Source organism: Pseudomonas sp. PAMC25584 (assembly GCF_058135675.1).
The window spans coordinates 4,114,575-4,133,679 of record NZ_CM176870.1 but is presented as its reverse complement, the minus strand read 5'-3'; the positions used below and the strand labels follow the sequence as shown (position 1 = coordinate 4,133,679).

Sequence of the window (19,105 nt, the reverse complement as noted above, 5' to 3'; positions counted from 1 at the left end):
GTGAACACCCAGCATAAGAGCGCATCGCGTTTGGTGCGGTTAACTGAATGTCAAGTTAGGTAAAGGTTGGCCCGAATCCCTGCTGCAAGGCTGATAATGCGCCCCCACTCTACTGACGAGCCCGCAATGATCTCCGTACTGTTAGTCGACGACGATCAGGAATTGACTGAAATGCTGAGCCAGTACCTGGCGTGTGAAGGCTTCGAGGTCACGGCCGTGCATACCGGTGAGGAGGGTGAGGTCGAGGCGCTGTCGGGGCGCCATAGCATTGTGGTGCTGGACGTCATGCTGCCCCAGCGCTCGGGTATCGAGGTACTCCGGCGTATCCGTGCCGTCAGCCAAGTGCCGGTGGTATTGCTCACTGCCCGTGGCGACAACATCGATCGCATCACCGGCCTGGAACTCGGCGCCGACGATTATGTGCCCAAGCCCAGTTCCCCGGGCGAATTGGTGGCGCGCCTGCGCGCCATCATGCGTAGGGTGCAGGCGGTGGGCCAGCCGACCACCGAGGTGATCAAGACCGGCTCGCTGGTGTTGTGGCCGGGCAAGCGCCAGGCTCTGTGGAACGGCGCCGAGCTGGGTGTGACCAGCACCGAGTTCAGCCTGCTCGAAGAACTGGCCCGCAGCGCCGGCCAAGTGGTGAGCAAAAGGGATCTGTCGCTCAACGCCCTGGGCTGTCCGCTGACTCGCTATGACCGGCGTATCGACGTTCACATCAGCAGCATCCGGCAAAAGCTCGGGCCGCGCCCGGATGCCAAGGCCTGGATCCAGAGCGTGCGCGGTCTCGGCTACCTGTTGATTGCCGAATGATCAAGCCCAGCCTGCTGTTCTGGAAACTGTTCCTGGCTTTCTGGTTGGCGACCACCTTGACGTTTCTGGTAGGGATCGGCGTGCTTGAGTTGGGCCGCTTCCGCCCAGGCGACCCGCATGTTGAAGCCATCCTCGCGAGTGAACAGAAGCTGCTGCAACAATTTGGTGTCGAAGCGGCCGCCCAGCTTCTGGCGGTATGGGAGCATCCGTCGGACCAAGCCATCGGTGTCTATGACAGCGCCGGACAGTTGCTGGTGGGGGCCCCCGTTACGCGGCCGGCCTATGAACAAGCGGTCATCAGCAAGGAAGGCCTGGCGCTTTCGCTGCGCTCGACCCACTTCCCCGGTATTGACGGCGGCAGGCCGTGGCACCAAATCCCGCTGATCATCGGCACGCTGATGAGTGCGCTGTTCAGCGGTTACATGGCGTATTACCTGGCCTGGCCATTGGCGTACTTACGTCGGGCGATGAGCGATGTGGCCCAGGGGCGCTTCGAAACCCGGGTCAAGCCCGCGATGGGCAAGCGCCGTGATGAAATCGTCGACCTGGCCGAAGACTGCGATCGCATGGCCAACCAGCTCAAGGTGCTGGTGCAAGCCCAGCAGCATCTGCTGCACGACATCTCCCATGAACTGCGCTCGCCGCTGACACGCATGCAAGCGGCTATCGGCCTGTTGCGCCAGGACGCCGCACGCCTGGAAATGCTCGAACGCATCGAGCATGAATCCGAACGCATGGACACCCTGATCGAAGCGCTGCTGACCCTGGCACGCCTGCAAGGCCGGCCCGAAAGCATCGAGCGTGAGCCCGTGGACATCACTGAGTTGCTGGCGATGATCGTCGAAGACGCGCAGTTCGAGGCCGGGATCAAAGGCTGTCACGTGCACCTGCAGGCCTGCCCGCCGTTTATCGCGTGTGTCAGCGGCGAGTTGCTGTACCGCTGCTTCGAGAATGTGATCCGCAACGCCGTGCGCTACACCCGACCGGACACCACGGTGCGGGTTTCGGCGCATATCAGCCGCGACGCGAACCGCCTCACGGTGCGCATCACCGACCACGGGCCGGGCGTCGACAATGACCGATTGCACAGCATCTTCCAGCCGTTCGAGCGGGGCGCGGGGGATGCCTGCGTCGGCTTCGGCCTGGGCTTGGCCATCGCCGCACGGGCGGTGCAGATGCACGGCGGCACCATCGCGGCCCGCAACGAAGCGGGCGGCGGGCTGACCGTGGAAATCAACCTGCACAGCGCACGATCTTTACACGACATTACATTGGCTTGACCGCCCTGTACGTCGCCGCTCATTAGACTGGTCACCATTGATTGAGCGGAGGTGGCGATGTTTCAGGTGCATAAAAAGGGCTTTGTGCCCGGCAGGAAAATGGTCGATGGCCTGGTTCCTTACGACTTCTTTTGCGAAGACAGCCCGGCGATCAATCTCTTCGTGTTCACCGGCGCCGCCACGCCGGACGCCACGGTCGAGGAGCAGACGCTGTGGGGCTTCACCCGACTGGAGCGGTTCGAGGCGATGACCAGCGCGCTGGTGGGCAACAAGCAGCACGCGGGTTGGTTTCAAAGCGTCAACGTGCTGACCGGGCCCAACCAGAACGGTACGCAAAGCGTGAAATTCCAGCGCGTGCTGAAAATCATCAAGCACGCCAGCGCCACGCGCAAAGCCGACTACGAGATCCGCACCGACGAAGGCGACACCTACTTCACCCGGCCAACCGTTGCGCCGGGCAGTGCGCAAACGGTCATCTATTCGGCTGAGTCATCCGCTCGGAGCGCGTGATTATTTCAGGTACCTGGCGGGCGCAAGGCTCGCCTGTGCAACCCACATTGTGTGTTACCGCTGCCCACCCTTGGTGCGGGTTGAGCCATTGGGTAGCAAATTCCTCCGTCCTCCCCCCCGTTGCCTGCCGATACGTTCTCGCCGATTTCATCTAAATCAATCACTTGGCACAGCGCTCAAGAAGTTGGCACGTATTCTGCTTTTTTGTATCCGTGGATAATTGGATACAAAAATTCAAAAGGTGCCGCCGATGCAATTTGCCCGCGCTTACGTTGATCGTCAGCCGCTGACCGCCGAGGAAGAGGCTTATAACTTCCTGCTGGACGCCATTTGTCGTGGCCGCTACTGCAAGGGCGACCGGCTAATCGCCGAAGACATCGCCAGCGAGATCGGCATGAGCCGCATGCCGGTGCGCGAGGCATTTCGTCGCCTGGATGCCCAGGGCCTGGTGACCCTGCGCCCCAATCGCGGGGCCATCGTCAGTGGTCTGGATATCGATGAGCTGCATGAGGTGTTCGAGATGCGCAGCGCCCTTGAAGGTCTGGCGGTGCGTGTGGCGGTCGGCCGCATCGGTGAGCGCCAGCTCGCGGCGCTGGAGCGCCTGCTGGATGAGATGGATGACTACCGCGACGAGAGCGCCGCGTGGGTCGGCCGGCACCGCGCGTTTCATGAATACCTGTGCAGCCTCAGCGGCCGGCCGCGCTTGATGAAGCAGATTTCGGCGCTGTACTCGCTGGTCGAGGCGCCCATGCGCTTGTGGTTGCAGCACGGCGAAAAACCCCTCAGCGCACGCCAGGAACACGCGGTGATCCTCGACGCCATTCGTGCCGGTGATGCCGCGCGCGCCGAAGCCGTGGTGCGTGAACACATCGAGGGTACGGTGCCGGCGCTGATCCAATTTCTGCAAAACGAACAATAAAAAAGCTGTCGTGTTTTGACGTTGATTCCTGCCCCCGTTATTCAACGAACTGGAGTGTCTGGTCATGCATAAATGCCGTGCCTTGCTGGTGGCTGTCTCCCTCGGCCTCTGTACCCAATGGGCTTTTGCTGCGCCCCAGGTGCCGGAGCGCCTGCAGAAAGTCGATAAGCTCACGTATTGCTCGGGGATGGACTCACCGCCCCTGGTGTCCTTCGACGAAGCCCAGAAACCGCGCGGGCTCACCGTCGACCTGGGCCTGGAAATCGCCAAGCGCCTGGGCGACAAACAGGTGCAATGGCGGGTGATCCCATTCTCCGGTTTAGTGCCGGCGTTGCTTGCCCAGCAATGCGACATGATCGTCGACCAGTTGTTCGACAAGCCCGAGCGGCGCCAAGTGATCGACATCGTCAACTACATGTACTCCAGCCAGTCGGTGGTGGTGCCCAAGGGCAACCCCAAGGGCATCAAGACCCTGGATGAGCTGTCCGGGCACAAAGTCGCGGTGCTCAACGGCTCCACCATCAAGACCCTGCTGGACGCGCAAAACGACAGCCTGACCAAGGCTGGCAAGCCCTTGATGAAACTGGTGGTCTACAACACCGACACCGACGCGTTCCAGGCCCTGCGCATCAGCCAGGTCGACGCCTACGGCACCACCGTGGAAACCGCCGGTTACTACGCAGCGATGGCCCCGGAGCTGTTCCAAGAAGGCGTGCCAGCGTTCAGTCGCATCCTCACCGGCCTGGGCATGCGCAAGGACGATCCGCAACTGACCGCCGCCGTGCAGCAGGTGATCAGCGATATGCGCAGCGACGGCAGCTACGTGCGGTTGCTGGACAAATGGCATGTCAGCAGCGACACACTCGACTGAGGCAAACCTGCGATGAATTTCAATTGGGATGTGTTCTGGCAGTACCTGCTGCAGCCCAGTGGGGTGTACCTCACCGGGTTGTGGCTGACCTGCCTGATCAGCGTGCTGGCGATGCTGCTCGGCTGTGTGCTGGGGCTGGCGGCGGCGCTGCTGCGCTTGTCGAAGAACCCGTTGTTGCACCTGCCGGTGCGTTTTTATGTGTGGCTGATGCGCGGCACACCGCTGCTGGTGCAGATCGTGTTTTTGTACACCGCGCTGGCGGCGGGCGGGATTTTCCGCTTCGAGGATATCGAGCTGTTCGGCCTGATCGTGCCCGGCAATATCCAGGCGGCAATCATTGCCCTGGGCCTCAATGAAGGCGCGTACATGGCCGAGATCATTCGCGCCGGCATCGGTGCGGTAGACAAGGGCCAATACGAAGCCGGGCGCTCCCTGGGCATGGGCTTTGCCAAATTGATGCGGCGTATCGTGCTGCCCCAGGCATTCCGGGTGATCGTGCCGCCGCTGGGCAACGAGTTCAACGTGATGCTCAAGAACACCACCCTGGTCAGTGTGATCGGGGTGCAGGAGTTGCTGCTCAGCACCCAGATGATCACCTCGGCGACCTTCCGCGTGTTCGAGTTGTACTTGGTGGTCGCTCTGTATTTCCTGACACTGACCACCCTGTGGGGCTTTTTCCAGCGCTGGCTGGAGACGCGCTTCAGCCAGTCCGACCGGCCTTCTGAGCCACCGCCGGCAGCCAGCCGCATGTTCGGGCGCAGCGCCCTGAAACTGCTGAGGGGACGTTAACCATGGCGCACCAAAGTGAAGAACTGATCATCGAAGCGTTGGACATCCACAAGTCGTTCGGCGCACTGCAGATTCTCAAGGGCATTTCCCTGCAAGTGCGGCGCGGCGAAGTGGTGGTGCTGATCGGTGCCTCCGGTTCCGGCAAGACCACGTTCATCCGCTGCATCAACCTGTTGGAAGACATCCAGGGTGGGCGCATCCGCGTCAACGGCCGCGCCATGGGCTATCGCGAACGCCCCGACGGCAGCCTGGTGCGCGACTCGGAGCGCAACATCGCCCGGCAGCGCCGTGACATCGGCATGGTGTTCCAGCGCTTCAACCTGTTCCCCCATATGACCGCGCTGGAAAACATCATCGAAGCACCGATCCACGTGCTCGGCACCCCGCGTGCCGAGGCGTTGGAGCAGGCGCGTGGTTTGCTCGCGCGGGTCGGCCTGGCGGACAAGGCCAGCCATTACCCGTCGATGCTCTCTGGCGGCCAGCAACAACGGGTGGCGATTGCCCGCGCGTTGGCGATGAAACCCCAGGCCATGCTGTTCGACGAACCCACCAGCGCCCTCGACCCGGAAACCGTCGGCGAAGTGCTGCAGGTGATGAAGGAACTGGCCGAGGAGGGCATGACCATGGTGGTGGTCACCCATGAAATGGGCTTTGCCCGTGAAGTGGCCGACCGCGTGGTGGTGCTCGACCAGGGCGAGCTCATCGAACAAGGCCCTCCGGAACAGATATTCAGCCACCCCAGCCACCCCCGTACCCGGGCCTTTCTCAGCCGCGTGTTATGACCCGTCCAAGGAGATTTTCCATGCGCTTATCGAGCTTCTTCGCGGCCCTGTGCTGCGCCGCCATTGTCCCTATGGCCGAGGCCGCCGACCCGGTGGTGAAGGTCTATAACTGGTCCGATTACATCGGGCCTGACACCTTGAAAAACTTCGAGAAAGACAGCGGCATCAAGGTGCAGTACGACATCTTCGACACCAACGAAATGCTCGAGGCCAAGTTGCTTTCCGGGCACTCGGGATATGACGTGGTGGTGCCATCCAGCCAGTTCCTGTCCAAGCAGATTCGTGCCGGCGCCTACCAGCCACTGCAACGCGGGCTGCTGGATAACTGGAAGCACCTCGACCCGCGTCTGATGCAACGCCTGGACGCGGCCGACCCCGGCAACCGCTACGCTGTGCCGTACATGTGGGGCACCGTGGGCATCGGCTACAACGCAGAAAAGGTGCGGGCTGTGCTGGGCAAAGAGGCGGTGCTGGACTCATGGTCGATGGTTTTCGAGCCCGGCAACCTGGCCAAACTCAAAAGTTGCGGAGTCGCTTTTCTCGATGCGCCGGTGAAGATCATTCCCCAGGTCATGCTCTACCTTGGCCTGAACCCCAACAGCGTCAAGCCAGACGACTACACGCAGGCCTCGAAACGGCTGATGGCGCTGCGGCCGTCGGTGACCTACTTCAATTCGTCGAAATACACCGCCGACCTGGCCAACGGCGATATCTGCGTGGCGGTCGGTTATTCCGGCGATGTCATGCAGGCCCAGAGCCGAGCCAAGGAGGCCGGCAAGAACATCGACATCCGCTACCTGATACCCAAAGAAGGCGTGAACCTGTGGTTCGACATGCTGGCGATTCCCAAGGATGCCGGTAACGCGGCCAACGCCCATGCGCTGATCAACTACCTGCTGCGGCCCGAGGTGATCGCGCCGATCAGCGACTACGTGGGCTACGCCAACCCCAACAAGGATGCGACGGCGCTGATGAACCCCAAGGTCAGCGGCAACCCGGGCATCTACCCCGGCGACGACGTGATCAGCCACACCTTCGTCTCCGCCGACCTGCCGGAAAACATCCAGCGTCTGATGACCCGGGAATGGAACCGGATCAAATCCGGCCAATAAATCGAAGAGCCTTTGCCATGTTGAAATTTTCTGCTCACGAGTACCCCTATCCGTCGCAACGCCAGAGTGTGTTTGCCCGGCGCGGCATGGTCGCGGCATCCCAACCCCTGGCCGCCCAGGCGGGCATCGAAATCATGCAAAAGGGCGGCAACGCGATCGACGCGGCCATTGCCACGGCGGCGGCCTTGACGGTGGTGGAGCCCACCGGCTGCGGCCTGGGCGGCGATGCGTTTGCCTTGGTCTGGTGCAAGGGCCAGTTGCATGGCCTGAACGGTAACGGTCACGCGCCGGCCGCCTTGAGTCTCGAGGCGGTCAAGGCGGCGGGGCATGACCGGATGCCGCTGTATGGCTGGACCCCGGTCACTGTGCCCGGCTGCCCCTCGGCCTGGGCCGAGCTGTCGCAACGCTTCGGCAAGCTGCCGTTTGCCGAACTGCTGCAACCGGCCATCAGCCTGGCGCGGGAGGGTTTCCCGGTGTCGCCGGTGGTCGCCCATCAATGGCAGATTGCGCTGAACGAATTCACCCCCCATCGCGACGCCGTACTGGACGCCTGGTTCGACACGTTCCTGATCGACGGGCGCGCCCCCCAGGCGGGGCAGGTTTTCCGCAACCTGGCCCAGGCCCGAACGCTGGAAGAACTCGCCGCGACCCGCTGCGAAAGCCTGTATCGCGGGGCCCTGGCCGCACGCCTGGAGACGTATTCCAAGGCCAGTGGCGGCTACCTGCGCGCCTGTGACCTCAAGGATTACCGCGCACAGTGGGTAGAGCCGATCCACATCAACTATCGCGGCGTCGATGTCTGGGAAATCCCGCCCAGCGGCCAGGGCCTGGTGGCACTGATGGCGCTGAAGATCCTCGAAGGTTTCAGCTTCGATCACCGCGACAGCCAGCAAACCTGGCATCGCCAATTGGAAGCGATGAAGCTCGCCTACAGCGATGGCTTGCATTACATCACCGACCCCGAGCACATGCGCGTGGCGGTGGCCGACCTGCTGAGCGACGACTACAGCACCCGCCGTCGCAACCAGATCGGCGAGCAGGCACAGCCGCCCAAACCCGGCGACCCGCACGCCAGCGGCACGGTGTACCTGGCCACGGCGGACGCCGAAGGCAATATGGTCTCGTTCATCCAGAGCAATTACCACGGCTTTGGTTCCGGCGTGGTGCTGCCCGACAGCGGCATCGCACTGCAGAATCGCGGGCAGGAATTCAGCCTCGACCCGACCCACGCCAACTGCCTCGCACCGGGCAAGAAAACCTTCCACACCATCATCCCCGGCTTTCTTACACAGAACGGTGAGGCCCTCGGGCCGTTCGGCGTGATGGGCGGGTACATGCAGCCCCAGGGCCATGTGCAGATGGTGATGAACCTGGTGGACTTCGGCCTCAACCCTCAGGCCGCACTGGATGCGCCGCGCTGGCAATGGCTGGGCGACATGAAGGTTGGGATTGAGCAGGGCGCTTCTCGCGATCTGGCCAATGGGTTGGCGCGGCGTGGCCACAAGGTGCAAATCGACAGCGACCTCACCGACTATGGGCGCGGGCAGATCATCCTGCGCGACCCGGTCAGCGGGGTGCTGTGCGCAGGGACCGAGCCGCGGGCGGACTCGCATATCGCCGTGTGGTAAAACGGGCGGCCTGCGTATCGGGAGGCTGTGGGTAGCCGTTGCGGAAAATAGTTTGACGAAGCCTGTCCCTTTTTTTCACCTCGCCTGTCATCCCAGGTAAGTGAACAAAATCGAGAGCTTCTTCCCATGTCCGCAGTCCCCTCCTTGCGCTTGCGCCCGTTGCTCAACCTGAGCCTGCTGCTGAGCCTCAGCGCCAGCCCGTTGTTCGTGCCCGTCAGCTATGCCGAAGACACCGCCAGCCGGCGCAGCTACCAGGTGCCAGCCGGTAGCCTGAGTGCCGCGCTGACGCGTTTCGCCGGGCTGTCGGGGGTCAACCTGTCGGTGGACCCGGCGCTGGTCAGTGGCCGCAGCAGCGCTGGCTTGTCCGGCGAGTACGCCGTGGAAGAAGGCTTTGCGCGGCTGCTGCAAGGCTCTGGCCTGCAACTGCAACCTATGGGGGAGCAGGCCTACATGCTGGTGCCGGTGCCCGATGGCAGCAGCCTGCAACTGGCGCCGACCTCCATCCTCGGCACCAGCAGTCTGGACGACGGCGATACCTACGCCGGTGGGCAAGTGGCGCGGCGTGGTTCGCAAGGCCTGCTGGGCTCGCGGGACTTCATGGACACGCCGTTCAGCATGACCACCTACACCCAGGAGGCGGTGAAGAACCAGCAGGCCCGCACCCTCGGCGACCTGATCGCCAGCGACCCGTCGGTGCGCGCCACCAACCCGGCCGGTGGGCGCTATGAGCAGTTCACCATTCGCGGGTTCAGCCTGTTCAGCAGTGATGTGGCCTACAACGGCCTGTACGGCGTGTTGCCGACCTACACCATCGACATGGAAATGGCCGACCGCGTCGACGTCGTCAAAGGCCCCAGCCAATTGATCAACGGCATCTCGCCGCGCGGCAGTGTGGGCGGCGGGATCAACGTGGTGCCCAAGCGCGCCACCGACAAGGACATCACCTCGTTCACCGGCACCTGGGCCTCCGGCAGCCAGGCCGGCGGCGCGGTGGACGTGGGCCGGCGCTTTGGCGAGGACAACAAGTTCGGCCTGCGCTTCAACGGCGTGAAGCAGTCCGGCGATACCGAATGGGACCATCAGAGCGTCGATCGCGAGATGGCCGTACTGGGCCTGGATTTTCGCGGCGAGCGCCTGCGCCTTTCCACCGATATCGGCCACACCGAGCGCGACACCGATGCGCCCCAGGAACGTGTGCAGGTGGCCGCCGCTGCCCCGGTGCCCAGCGCCAACGATGTGCGCCGCAACTATGCGCAGTCGTGGAGCAAGGCCAGCACCAACGACACGTTTGGCACGGTCAATGCCGAGTTTGACCTCAGCGATAACGTGATGCTGTACGGCGGCGTAGGTGCGCGCAAAAGTAACCACGACTTCCTGCGCCACGCCGTTTCCGTCAGCAACAGCGCAGGGGATTTCAGCGTGCAGCCCCGCGACTTCACCCGCGATGAAAATGTGCGCACTGCCACGGCGGGCGTGCGCAACGGGTTCCAGACCGGGCCGGTGAGTCACGAGGTCAACCTGGCTGCCAGCTACTTCTACATGGACTTCACCAACGGCGGCGCACGGTATGCGTCGCCGTCGAGCAATCTCTACGACCCGGTGCAAACGCCGACGCCGTCCACCGCCACCCGCCAGGATGCGAAGGTGTACACCGAGAATAAATTCAGCGGCGTGGCGCTGTCCGACACCCTGGGCTTCTTCGACGACCGCCTGCTGCTGACTCTTGGCGCGCGCTGGCAACGCGTGAAGGTGGATGACTGGACCAACGACGTCAAAGGCCGCACTGGCTACGACGAAGAAAAAATCTCGCCGTCCGGTGGCATCCTGTTCAAGGCCACCGACACGCTGTCGCTGTACGCCAACTACATGGAAGGCCTGAGCCAGGGCAAGGTCGCGCCGTCGACCTCGAACAACGAAAATCAAATCTTCCCGCCGTTCATCAGCCGCCAGGTGGAAGTGGGCGCCAAATACGACGCCGGTGCTTTCGCGGTGACTGCGGCAGTGTTCCGCATCAAGCAACCGGCCTATGAAACCAACGCCACCTCGAACGTGTTCGGCCCCAACGGCAAGCGCCAGAACGAAGGGGTGGAACTGAGCGTGTTCGGCGAGCCGCTCAAGGGTGTGCGTTTGCTTGGCGGGGTGATGTACATCGACAGCGAGCTGACCCACACCACCAACGGCACCTACGACGGCAACCGCGCCCCGGCCACCCCCAAGTACAACGTCAACCTCGGCGCGGAGTGGGACGTGCCGAGCCTCGAAGGCCTGACCTTGACCAGCCGCGGCATCCACTCCAGCTCGCAATACCTGGATCAGTCGAACGTCAAGGAAATCGACGCCTGGAACCGCATCGACGTGGGCGCGCGGTATGCGTTCAAGGTCGATGACAAACGCATCACCCTGCGCGCGAATGTGGAGAACGTCGCCGATAAACGCTATTGGAGTTCGGCGGGCGCGTCGGACGACAGTGAGCCGGGGTTGACCTTGTCGACGCCGCGTACTTACCTGTTGTCGGCCACGGTCGACTTCTGATCGGGAGATCGCCTTTGTTTACTCGCGCGCGGTTCGCAGGTGCCATCGGCAGTGAAAAACACACAGGCTATTTGAAAGTTTTAGCATGATGTCCGCCGAGGGAAACTTCGGCGCGTGGCGCTAATTAGCGAAGTGGCTAATTGCAATTAGCTAAATTCGGCCTTTTCGGTGCTGAGCCTTTAAATCAAGGCTTGTAAGGCCATTTAAAGATGGCCGAAGCCTATTCTTTTCAGTTTGTTTCCCTGCTTCCGGAACTAGCGTTGGAACTTCCAGTCGATTAACCCAGTTAACTCCGACTGCGGCGTGGCGAACTAATGGCATTTTCTTTTTATATCCAGTAGTTCCAAATAGCCATACTTTCTCGCAACTAGACACCCCACTATGTCGTCCATGCCCATCGATGCCTGCCATACGCAGATACCGCACACCGACACCGTGTGCGCGTGGCTGATGCAGCACGCCGGGCTGAAAACCGTCGATCTGGAGCGTGCCCGGCGCTTGTCCACCGACGCCTGCGACCTGTTGGGGTTGCTCACGCGCCTGGGGTTGGTGTCCGAAATCGAACTGGCCCGCGCCTGGGCGGCGTTGCTCGGTGCGCCGCTGTTGCTGGCCGATGCCGCGCCGCCGCTGCTCGACCCGTTGCCCACGCTCACCGAGCGCTTTATGCGCCATTACCAAGTGGTGCCGATGGGGTGGACCCAAGGCGGGCTGCGCGTCCTCGCGGCCAACCCGGCGCAGCACTATCCCTTTCAGGCCCTGGCCTACGCCTGCGATGTGCCGATATGGCTGGCCATCGGCCCGCGCAACGAAGTCGATACGTTGATCGAGCGCTACTACGGCCAGGGCCGTTCCGCCATGGGCACCCTGATCGAGAACCTCGATGAGCAGGGCGGCGCGCTGGAAGATATCGAACACCTCAAGGACATGGCCTCCGAAGCACCGGTGATTCGCCTGGTCAACCTGATCCTGCAGCGGGCGGTGGAACAGCGTGCATCGGACATCCATATCGAACCCTTCGAAAACCAGCTCAAGGTGCGCTACCGCGTCGACGGCGTGCTGCACGACGCCGAAGCGCCGCCGGCCAGTTCGTCGGCGGCGGTGATCTCGCGGGTGAAGATCATGGCGCGCCTGGACATCGCCGAGCGGCGCCTGCCCCAGGACGGGCGGATCATGTTGCGCATCCAGGGCAAGGAGCTGGACCTGCGGGTGTCCACGGTGCCCACCAGTTTTGGCGAGTCGGTGGTGATGCGCCTGCTCGACCGGCAAACCGTGCAGTTCGACTTCCCCAGCCTGGGCTTTGACGGCCAGCGCCTGGCCGCCTTCCTCGACGTGCTCGAACGGCCCCACGGCATCCTGCTGGTCACCGGGCCCACCGGCTCCGGCAAGACCACCACGCTCTACACCGCGCTGGCGCGGCTCAACAGCGCCGAGCGCAAGATCATCACCGTCGAAGACCCGGTGGAATACCAGCTCGAGGGCATCAACCAGATCCAGGTCAAACCGGCCATCGGCCTGGACTTCGCCGGGGCGCTGCGCTCCATCGTGCGCCAGGACCCGGACGTGATCATGATCGGCGAGATCCGCGACCTGGAAACCTGCCGCATCGCCATCCAATCGTCGCTCACCGGCCATCTCGTGCTCTCCACCCTGCACACCAACAGCGCCGCCGCGAGCATCACGCGCCTGCTGGACATGGGCGTGGAGCGTTACCTGATCGCCTCGACCGTCACCGGCATCCTCGCGCAACGCCTGGTGCGGCGCCTGGACCCGGCGACCCGCGTCGCCTTCGAAGCGCCGCCGGAGCTGATCGAGGAGCATGGCTTGGAGCGCTTTACCGATGAGCGCCCGATCCTGCTCTACCGGCCCGGCGCCGAAGGCGGTTACCACGGCCGCAGCGCCATCACCGAATTGCTGGTGATGAATGACGAACTGCGTGGCCTGTTGATGCGCCACGCCGACGCCGCGACGCTGGAGCAGGCCGCCCGTCGCGCGGGCCTGCGTACCTTGCATGAAGAAGGCCTGCGCCAGGCGGTGGCGGGCGTCACCTCGCTGGAAGAAGTGCTGCGCGTTACCCGTGGTGACGGCGCGTGAGTCTGTTCACCTTCCGCGCCCTGGACAGCCAGGGTGTGACCCAGCGCGGCACGCTGCAAGCCAAGGATCAAGCCGCCGCCGTCGCAATCCTGCACAAGCGCGGTTGGCTGCTGTTGCAGATCGACACGGCCGGCAGCCAGGGCCTGCGCCATGCCTTTGTGCGTGGGGCGTTGAAGGGCGCCGCGTTGGTGAGTTTCACCCAGCAGTTGGCGACGCTGTTGGGCGCCGGTCAGCCGTTGGAGCGCTCCCTGGGCCTGCTGCTCAAGCAACCCGGCCAGCCCCAGGTGCGCGCGCTGATCGAACGCATCCGCGACCAGGTCAATGCCGGCAAACCGTTATCGGCCGCGCTGGAGGACGAGGGCGCGAGCTTCTCACCGTTGTACCTGAGCATGGTGCGCGCCGGTGAAGCCGGTGGTGCGCTGGAAAGCACCCTGCGCCAACTCAGCGACTACCTCGAACGCAGCGAGCGGCTGCGCGGCGAGGTCATCAATGCGCTGATCTACCCGGCGTTCCTGGTGGTCGGCGTGCTCGGTTCGCTGGCGTTGTTGCTGGCGTATGTGGTGCCGCAGTTCGTGCCGATTTTCCAGGACCTGGGCGTGCCGATTCCGCTGATCACCGACGTGATTCTGGCCCTGGGTCAATTCCTCGGTGCCTACGGTCTGCTGCTGTTGGCCGGGTCGATCGTCGCGCTGGGGACCCTGGCGGCACGCCTGCGCGATCCCCAGCGCCGCGAACGCTACGACCGCCGTCTGCTCGGCCTGCGGGTGCTCGGCCCGTTGTTGCAGCGGGTTGAAGCGGCGCGCCTGACCCGCACCCTGGGCACCTTGCTCAGCAATGGCGTGGCCTTGCTGCAAGCGTTGGTCATCGCGCGGCAGGTCTGCACCAACCGCGCATTGCAGGCCCAAGTGGCCGATGCGGCTGAATCGGTGAAAGGCGGCGGCACCCTGGCCAGCGCCTTCGGTACGCAAGCGCTGTTGCCCGACCTGGCCCTGCAAATGATTGACGTCGGCGAACAGGCCGGCGAACTCGACAGCATGCTGCTCAAGGTCGCCGACATCTTCGACGTCGAAGCCAAACGCGGTATCGACCGCCTGCTCGCGGCCCTGGTGCCGTCCCTGACCGTGGTCATGGCGGTGCTGGTGGCGGTGATCATGCTCGCGATCATGCTGCCGCTGATGAGCCTGACCAGCCATATATGAACCTTCAAGGAACCCGATCGATGAGAACTCAACGCCGTCAAAGCGGTTTCACCCTGCTGGAAATGCTCGCGGTGATCGTGCTGCTGGGCATTGTCGCAACCATTGTGGTGCGCCAGGTCGGCGGCAATGTGGACAAGGGCAAGTACGGCGCGGGCAAGGCGCAACTGGCCAGCCTGAGCATGAAGCTCGACAGCTACGCCCTGGATGTCGGTTCACCGCCCAACAGCCTGCAGCAACTGGTGGACAAACCCGGGAATGCCGCAAGCTGGGCCGGACCGTATGCCAAACCGTCGGAGCTGAAAGACCCGTTCGGCCATGCGTTCGGCTATCGCTTCCCGGGCGAACATGGGGCCTTCGACCTGATCTTCTACGGCCAGGATGGCCAACCGGGCGGCGAGGGCTACAGCGCCGACCTGGGCAACTGGGAATAACCCGCCCATGCCCCAACGCGGCTTTACCTTGCTCGAGATGCTGGCGGTCATCCTGTTGATCAGCCTCGCTGTCGGGTTGTTGGGGCTCGGTGCGCGCCAGGCCGTGCAGGCGGCGAACGAGCGGCGCGTGGTCGGGCAGATGGTCGACGCCCTGCGCACCACGCGGGCCGGGGCGATTGTCAGCGGGCGTGCGGCCAGGACCGAATTCGATCTGCAGCGCCTGACCTTCCAGGCGCCGGGCCGCGCCCCTCACGCGTGGCCGGCGAGCCTGCGAGTCACCTTGCACAGCGCCGAACAGGTCGCAAGCGCCGTAGAGTTCTACCCCGATGGCAGTTCCACCGGCGGCAATCTGCTGCTGGCCAACGGCAGCCGGCGTTGGCGCATCGACATTGGCTGGCTGACCGGCAGCGTGCAGTCCAAGGCGCTGCCATGAAGCGCCAGGCCGGGTTTACCTTACTCGAAATGCTCGCCGCCCTGACGTTGATGGCGGTGTGCAGCACGGTGTTGCTGGTCGCCTTCGGCCAGAGCGCGCGCTCGTTGGCGCAAGTGGCCCGCAGCGATCGCCTGAGCCATGCCGCCCTCAGTGTGCTGGACCAGGAAACGGCGGGGCACCTGGCCGACGGGGTCCGCCAGGGCGAGCTGGACGGCATCCATTGGCAACTGACGTGCGTGCGCCAGCAACCGCAGCTGTATCGCCTTGACCTTATTGTCAGCGAGGGCTCGCACCAGGCCCGTTTCAGCACATTGAAGGTGCGCCAGTGAGGTGCCGCGAGCGGGGCTTCACCCTGCTGGAAATCCTCGTGGTACTCAGCTTGCTCGCGGTGCTGCTGGTGTTGTTGAGCGGCGCGTTGCTCGGCGCCAATCGCGCGGTGTCCAAGGCCCAGCGCTATACCGTCAGCCTGGACGAAATGCGCGCCGCCCAGCAGTTCTTACGCACCGCCATCAGTGAAGCATTGCCACTGGATGTCACGGAAGACGACAGCCAGGCCGATGGGTTTTTCGTGGGCGACTCCGAGCGACTGCAGTTTGTCGCGACGTTGCCCGGTGTGCTCGGTGGCGGGATTCAGCGTTTCACCCTGCAACGGGGCGCAGAGGATTTGCAGGTGGCGTTCTCGCGGTTGGAGGCGCAGACCACGGTCTCCCGCGATGAGCCGCAAGTGCTATTGACGAACCTTGCGGCGCTGCAGTTCAGTTATCGCGGCGTATCGCCCTTGGGCCAACCCACCGGATGGATTGACCAGTGGCCGTGGCCCCGGCGCTTGCCCGCTGCGGTACGGATTGCCGCGCGTGTCGACGGGCCGGTGCCCTGGGTCACCGAGGTGATTGCGTTGCGCTTGAACCTGTCCAGCGGAGCCACGGGCGAATGAGGCGTCAACGCGGGGCGGCGCTGCTGCTGGTGCTCTGGGTGCTGGCCTTGCTCAGCGTGTTGCTGGGTGGCTTGGCCGCTTGGGTACAGCTGGAAAGTCGCCAGGCGCTGTGGCATCGCCAGCACACCCAGACGGTGCTGGCGGCCGAAGCCGGCGTCGCCCTGGCGATGGCCGATCCACGCTGGATCGCCGATGGTCGTGAAATGCCGCTGACTTTCGATGACGCGCAGTTGCACGTCAGCCTACGCAGCGAGCGCGGCAAGCTGTACCTGATCAACGCCGAGGCGGATGACCTCACGCGCCTGGCCCTGGCCTGCGGCGCCACCCCGGCCCAGGCCACGCAACTGGCCAAGGCGTTGGAGGCGCGGCGCAACCAGGGCCTGGCGCCGTTTCGCGTGCTCGAAGAAGTGCGCCAATTGCCGGGCATGACCCAGGCGCTGTACAGCCAATTGTTGCCCGAGATCACTTTGTGGAGCGACCTCGATCGGCCCGCTCCGGCGTTCGCCAGCGCCCTGATGCGCCAGGCCCTGAACCTGCCGCAGCAGAGCGCGCAGGGCGTCGATCCCGGCGAGGTGCTGGTGGTCGACAGCCGCGCACAGCGCCCCGGCGGTTATGAAGCGCGTTTGCACGTCACGGTTTTATTGAGCCCAACGGAGGACGGCGCACAGCCCTACCGGGTGTTGCGTTGGCAAGAATGAATCGACTGGAACCCATCGCCCGGTATTGGCGTGGCAGCCTGGCGCAACAAGGTTGGCGCCTGTGGCTCGCGGAGCTGCGTGCGTGCGTGCCAGCGTGGCTGGCGCTGCACGAGCCGCCCGAGCAGCGCTATCACTGGCCGTTGAGCGAGCCGGTTGAGCTGGCGCCGGGCAACGCGCGCCAGGTGCTGGTGCTCGCGGCCGACGCCGTGCTGGTGCAAACCGTGCAGTTGCCCGCCGCCGCAGCCCGCAACCTCAGCGCTGTGGTCGGTTATGAACTGGATCGCTACACGCCGTTCGAGGCCGACCAGTTGTACTTCGTCGCACGTCAGGAGCGGCGCACGCCGACCCACCTGCAAGTGACGCTGGTGGCGATCCTGCGCGAACGCCTCGATCAAATCCTCAGCGACTGTGCCGCCCTCGGTCTGCGTCCTCATCGCGTGGATGTGGGCAACCTGGGCATCGACCTGCTGCCCGCGCCTTTGCGCCCGCGTGCGCGCCCGGCAGGCAAGGGCTTGCAACGCAGCTTGCCGTGGCTGTGCGGCGCGTTGCTGATCGCGGCGATGCTGCTCTGGCTCAACGACCGCCAGCGCGTGCTCGACGCCATGCACGAAAGCGTCCAGCAGCAAAAAGCCCAGGTCGCCGAGGTGCATGCGCTGCGTCAGCAACTGCTCACCACCCGCGGCGCGGCGCAGTACCTGACCCGGCGCAAATTGGCCCAGCCACCGCTGGTGGCGCTGCTCGACGACCTCACCACGTGCTTGCCCGCCGACACCTGGCTCGACCAGTTGGACATCAAGGGTCGAGACATTGCCTTCTCCGGACAAAGCGCCAAGGCCAGCGCCCTGATCACTCGGATCAAAGGCTGCCACCGCCTGGACAACGCCCAGTTTGAAGGGGTGATTCAACCCGATGTGCGCAGCGGCAAGGATCAGTTTGCCTTGCGTGCCCATCTTCGCCCGGAGGCCGCCGATGCGCCGACCCCTCACACCCCGTGAACGCCGTGGCACGGCCTTGCTGATCCTGGCCGTGGTGCTCGGCGCGGCGTACTGGCTGTTGATCGACAGCTGGTTCGCCGGGCCCTTGCGTGCCATGGGCGAACAGGCCGAGCAGTTGCGCGAACAGCAGCAACGCTATGCCGGTGTGTTGCGCCAGGGCGATGCACTGCGCGAGCAACTGGACCAGGCCCGCCAGGACCCGGCCAGCCAAACCAGCCTGCTGCCGGGGGATGACCCGGATGCGGTCGCCGCCGACCTGATGCAACGCCTCGCCGATTTGATCAACCGCCACGTCACCCTCGGCGGCGGCTGCAGCCTGAGCCAACGCAAACCGATCACCCCGGAGCAGGACGACGGCGAACCGTATCGACAGGTGCAGGTCAGCCTGACCCTCAATTGCGCCATCGAACCCTTGACCGCGATCCTGCATGAGCTGGAATACCAGCCGCCGTTTCTGTTCGTCGATGAGCTGCGCATCCGCCGTGGCAAACAGGCGCCGGTCAGTGGCGGGGCGGGGCAGTTGGTGGTGCAGTTGCTGGTGCGCGGCTACCTGCAACCGCAGGTGGCCCGATGATCGGTGTCTTGCGCCCCTTGGAATGGGGCTTGCTCGGGTTGGTCGGGGTATTGGGCCTATTGATGGCGGTCATCCTGAGCAGCATCGGCGACGAACCGCAGTGGCTGCCCGAACCGGCCGTGCGCGAGCATGCCTCTGCGCGGGTGCGAGTCGCGCCCAGCGTCGCGTTGGACCGCCTCGCCGCCACGTGGCAAACCCCGCTGTTCAGCGCGGATCGCAGCCCCGATCGTGCGGTCGGCAACACCCAGGCCAGCAGCCTGGCCAACCTGACCCTCAGCGGCATCCTGATCACCGACAACCTGCAAATGGTGATGCTCAAGCAAGCCGACGGTCGCCCGCTGACCGTGCGCCTGGGCCAGGTGCTGCCCAACGGCTGGCGCCTGGAACACCTCACGCCGCAATCCGCCCGTTTTACCCTGGACGGTCGCACGCAAACCTTGAGCCTGTACGCCAAGCGTTTGCCGCCGCCGTCGACCCGGCCACCGATTTCCCTGCCTCGCGAGCCCCTCCCTTGATC

General features: G+C 64.2%; 20 protein-coding genes. All 20 read left to right on the top strand.

Features of this window, described 5'->3' with window-relative positions:
* The first annotated feature begins 126 nt into the window (after positions 1 to 126).
* A complete protein-coding gene (locus tag ACS5Q8_RS19120; protein ID WP_247407170.1) occupies positions 127 to 810 on the top strand; it encodes a response regulator transcription factor in 684 nt (227 codons plus the stop codon).
* Positions 807 to 2,090, top strand: coding sequence for a HAMP domain-containing sensor histidine kinase (locus tag ACS5Q8_RS19115; protein WP_276193771.1), 1,284 nt, complete (start codon positions 807 to 809; stop codon positions 2,088 to 2,090). The genes ACS5Q8_RS19120 and ACS5Q8_RS19115 overlap by 4 nt, the downstream gene beginning before the upstream one ends.
* Positions 2,091 to 2,147: 57 nt before the next feature.
* Positions 2,148 to 2,600: a hypothetical protein gene (locus ACS5Q8_RS19110; RefSeq protein WP_276193770.1), complete on the top strand. Its 453-nt coding sequence runs from the start codon at positions 2,148 to 2,150 to the stop codon at positions 2,598 to 2,600.
* Positions 2,601 to 2,850: 250 nt separating this feature from the next.
* On the top strand, positions 2,851 to 3,519 hold the full coding sequence (locus ACS5Q8_RS19105) for a GntR family transcriptional regulator (protein ID WP_276193769.1): 669 nt from the start codon (positions 2,851 to 2,853) through the stop codon (positions 3,517 to 3,519).
* A gap of 64 nt (positions 3,520 to 3,583) precedes the next feature.
* The gene (locus tag ACS5Q8_RS19100) at positions 3,584 to 4,390 is read left to right on the top strand and encodes an ABC transporter substrate-binding protein (RefSeq protein WP_276193768.1); all 807 of its coding nucleotides are present in this window, start codon (positions 3,584 to 3,586) and stop codon (positions 4,388 to 4,390) included.
* A 12-nt stretch (positions 4,391 to 4,402) separates the two neighbouring features.
* Positions 4,403 to 5,179 (top strand): amino acid ABC transporter permease, encoded by a 777-nt coding sequence (locus tag ACS5Q8_RS19095; protein WP_276193767.1) that lies wholly within the window; start codon positions 4,403 to 4,405, stop codon positions 5,177 to 5,179.
* 2 nt (positions 5,180 to 5,181) lie between these two features.
* Entirely contained in the window at positions 5,182 to 5,961 is a 780-nt protein-coding gene (locus ACS5Q8_RS19090) for an amino acid ABC transporter ATP-binding protein (protein WP_276193766.1), read from the top strand.
* Positions 5,962 to 5,981: 20 nt separating this feature from the next.
* Positions 5,982 to 7,073: a polyamine ABC transporter substrate-binding protein gene (locus tag ACS5Q8_RS19085; protein ID WP_276193765.1), complete on the top strand. Its 1,092-nt coding sequence runs from the start codon at positions 5,982 to 5,984 to the stop codon at positions 7,071 to 7,073.
* A gap of 17 nt (positions 7,074 to 7,090) precedes the next feature.
* Positions 7,091 to 8,701 (top strand): gamma-glutamyltransferase family protein, encoded by a 1,611-nt coding sequence (locus ACS5Q8_RS19080; RefSeq protein WP_465159338.1) that lies wholly within the window; start codon positions 7,091 to 7,093, stop codon positions 8,699 to 8,701.
* 126 nt (positions 8,702 to 8,827) lie between these two features.
* Entirely contained in the window at positions 8,828 to 11,233 is a 2,406-nt protein-coding gene (locus tag ACS5Q8_RS19075) for a TonB-dependent siderophore receptor (protein ID WP_465159337.1), read from the top strand.
* Between the two features lie 381 nt (positions 11,234 to 11,614).
* Complete coding sequence (gspE, locus tag ACS5Q8_RS19070; RefSeq protein WP_276193761.1) at positions 11,615 to 13,324, top strand: type II secretion system ATPase GspE; 1,710 nt, start codon at positions 11,615 to 11,617, stop codon at positions 13,322 to 13,324.
* Complete coding sequence (gene gspF / locus ACS5Q8_RS19065; protein ID WP_465159336.1) at positions 13,321 to 14,523, top strand: type II secretion system inner membrane protein GspF; 1,203 nt, start codon at positions 13,321 to 13,323, stop codon at positions 14,521 to 14,523. Before gspE ends, gspF begins: the two co-directional genes overlap by 4 nt.
* A gap of 20 nt (positions 14,524 to 14,543) precedes the next feature.
* On the top strand, positions 14,544 to 14,954 hold the full coding sequence (gene gspG, locus ACS5Q8_RS19060; protein ID WP_276193759.1) for a type II secretion system major pseudopilin GspG: 411 nt from the start codon (positions 14,544 to 14,546) through the stop codon (positions 14,952 to 14,954).
* 7 nt (positions 14,955 to 14,961) lie between these two features.
* On the top strand, positions 14,962 to 15,387 hold the full coding sequence (locus tag ACS5Q8_RS19055; protein WP_426101321.1) for a prepilin-type N-terminal cleavage/methylation domain-containing protein: 426 nt from the start codon (positions 14,962 to 14,964) through the stop codon (positions 15,385 to 15,387).
* Positions 15,384 to 15,716 carry a type II secretion system protein gene (locus ACS5Q8_RS19050; RefSeq protein WP_426101323.1) on the top strand — a complete coding sequence of 111 codons (333 nt, stop codon included), beginning with the start codon at positions 15,384 to 15,386 and terminating at the stop codon, positions 15,714 to 15,716. Before ACS5Q8_RS19055 ends, ACS5Q8_RS19050 begins: the two co-directional genes overlap by 4 nt.
* Positions 15,713 to 16,321 (top strand): prepilin-type N-terminal cleavage/methylation domain-containing protein, encoded by a 609-nt coding sequence (locus tag ACS5Q8_RS19045; protein WP_443694990.1) that lies wholly within the window; start codon positions 15,713 to 15,715, stop codon positions 16,319 to 16,321. Before ACS5Q8_RS19050 ends, ACS5Q8_RS19045 begins: the two co-directional genes overlap by 4 nt.
* Complete coding sequence (locus ACS5Q8_RS19040; protein WP_276193755.1) at positions 16,318 to 17,019, top strand: general secretion pathway protein GspK; 702 nt, start codon at positions 16,318 to 16,320, stop codon at positions 17,017 to 17,019. The genes ACS5Q8_RS19045 and ACS5Q8_RS19040 overlap by 4 nt, the downstream gene beginning before the upstream one ends.
* A complete protein-coding gene (locus ACS5Q8_RS19035; protein WP_465159335.1) occupies positions 17,016 to 18,014 on the top strand; it encodes a PilN domain-containing protein in 999 nt (332 codons plus the stop codon). Before ACS5Q8_RS19040 ends, ACS5Q8_RS19035 begins: the two co-directional genes overlap by 4 nt.
* A complete protein-coding gene (gene gspM, locus ACS5Q8_RS19030; RefSeq protein ID WP_465159334.1) occupies positions 17,989 to 18,588 on the top strand; it encodes a type II secretion system protein GspM in 600 nt (199 codons plus the stop codon). The genes ACS5Q8_RS19035 and gspM overlap by 26 nt, the downstream gene beginning before the upstream one ends.
* On the top strand, positions 18,585 to 19,103 hold the full coding sequence (locus ACS5Q8_RS19025) for a hypothetical protein (RefSeq protein ID WP_465159333.1): 519 nt from the start codon (positions 18,585 to 18,587) through the stop codon (positions 19,101 to 19,103). Before gspM ends, ACS5Q8_RS19025 begins: the two co-directional genes overlap by 4 nt.
* Positions 19,104 to 19,105: the final 2 nt, after the last annotated feature.

Bases quoted from the DNA above. Each gene is read 5' to 3' on its own strand.
- ACS5Q8_RS19025 (WP_465159333.1), top strand. From the start codon at position 18,585: ATGATCGGTGTCTTGCGCCCCTTGGAATGGGGCTTGCTCGGGTTGGTC.
- ACS5Q8_RS19040 (WP_276193755.1), top strand. From the start codon at position 16,318: ATGAGGCGTCAACGCGGGGCGGCGCTGCTGCTGGTGCTCTGGGTGCTG.
- ACS5Q8_RS19115 (WP_276193771.1), top strand. From the start codon at position 807: ATGATCAAGCCCAGCCTGCTGTTCTGGAAACTGTTCCTGGCTTTCTGG.
- ACS5Q8_RS19055 (WP_426101321.1), top strand. From the start codon at position 14,962: ATGCCCCAACGCGGCTTTACCTTGCTCGAGATGCTGGCGGTCATCCTG.
- gspM (WP_465159334.1), top strand. From the start codon at position 17,989: ATGCGCCGACCCCTCACACCCCGTGAACGCCGTGGCACGGCCTTGCTG.
- ACS5Q8_RS19085 (WP_276193765.1), top strand. From the start codon at position 5,982: ATGCGCTTATCGAGCTTCTTCGCGGCCCTGTGCTGCGCCGCCATTGTC.
- ACS5Q8_RS19050 (WP_426101323.1), top strand. From the start codon at position 15,384: ATGAAGCGCCAGGCCGGGTTTACCTTACTCGAAATGCTCGCCGCCCTG.
- ACS5Q8_RS19035 (WP_465159335.1), top strand. From the start codon at position 17,016: ATGAATCGACTGGAACCCATCGCCCGGTATTGGCGTGGCAGCCTGGCG.
- ACS5Q8_RS19110 (WP_276193770.1), top strand. From the start codon at position 2,148: ATGTTTCAGGTGCATAAAAAGGGCTTTGTGCCCGGCAGGAAAATGGTC.
- ACS5Q8_RS19105 (WP_276193769.1), top strand. From the start codon at position 2,851: ATGCAATTTGCCCGCGCTTACGTTGATCGTCAGCCGCTGACCGCCGAG.
- gspG (WP_276193759.1), top strand. From the start codon at position 14,544: ATGAGAACTCAACGCCGTCAAAGCGGTTTCACCCTGCTGGAAATGCTC.
- ACS5Q8_RS19095 (WP_276193767.1), top strand. From the start codon at position 4,403: ATGAATTTCAATTGGGATGTGTTCTGGCAGTACCTGCTGCAGCCCAGT.
- ACS5Q8_RS19080 (WP_465159338.1), top strand. From the start codon at position 7,091: ATGTTGAAATTTTCTGCTCACGAGTACCCCTATCCGTCGCAACGCCAG.
- ACS5Q8_RS19100 (WP_276193768.1), top strand. From the start codon at position 3,584: ATGCATAAATGCCGTGCCTTGCTGGTGGCTGTCTCCCTCGGCCTCTGT.
- ACS5Q8_RS19090 (WP_276193766.1), top strand. From the start codon at position 5,182: ATGGCGCACCAAAGTGAAGAACTGATCATCGAAGCGTTGGACATCCAC.
- gspE (WP_276193761.1), top strand. From the start codon at position 11,615: ATGTCGTCCATGCCCATCGATGCCTGCCATACGCAGATACCGCACACC.
- ACS5Q8_RS19120 (WP_247407170.1), top strand. From the start codon at position 127: ATGATCTCCGTACTGTTAGTCGACGACGATCAGGAATTGACTGAAATG.
- ACS5Q8_RS19075 (WP_465159337.1), top strand. From the start codon at position 8,828: ATGTCCGCAGTCCCCTCCTTGCGCTTGCGCCCGTTGCTCAACCTGAGC.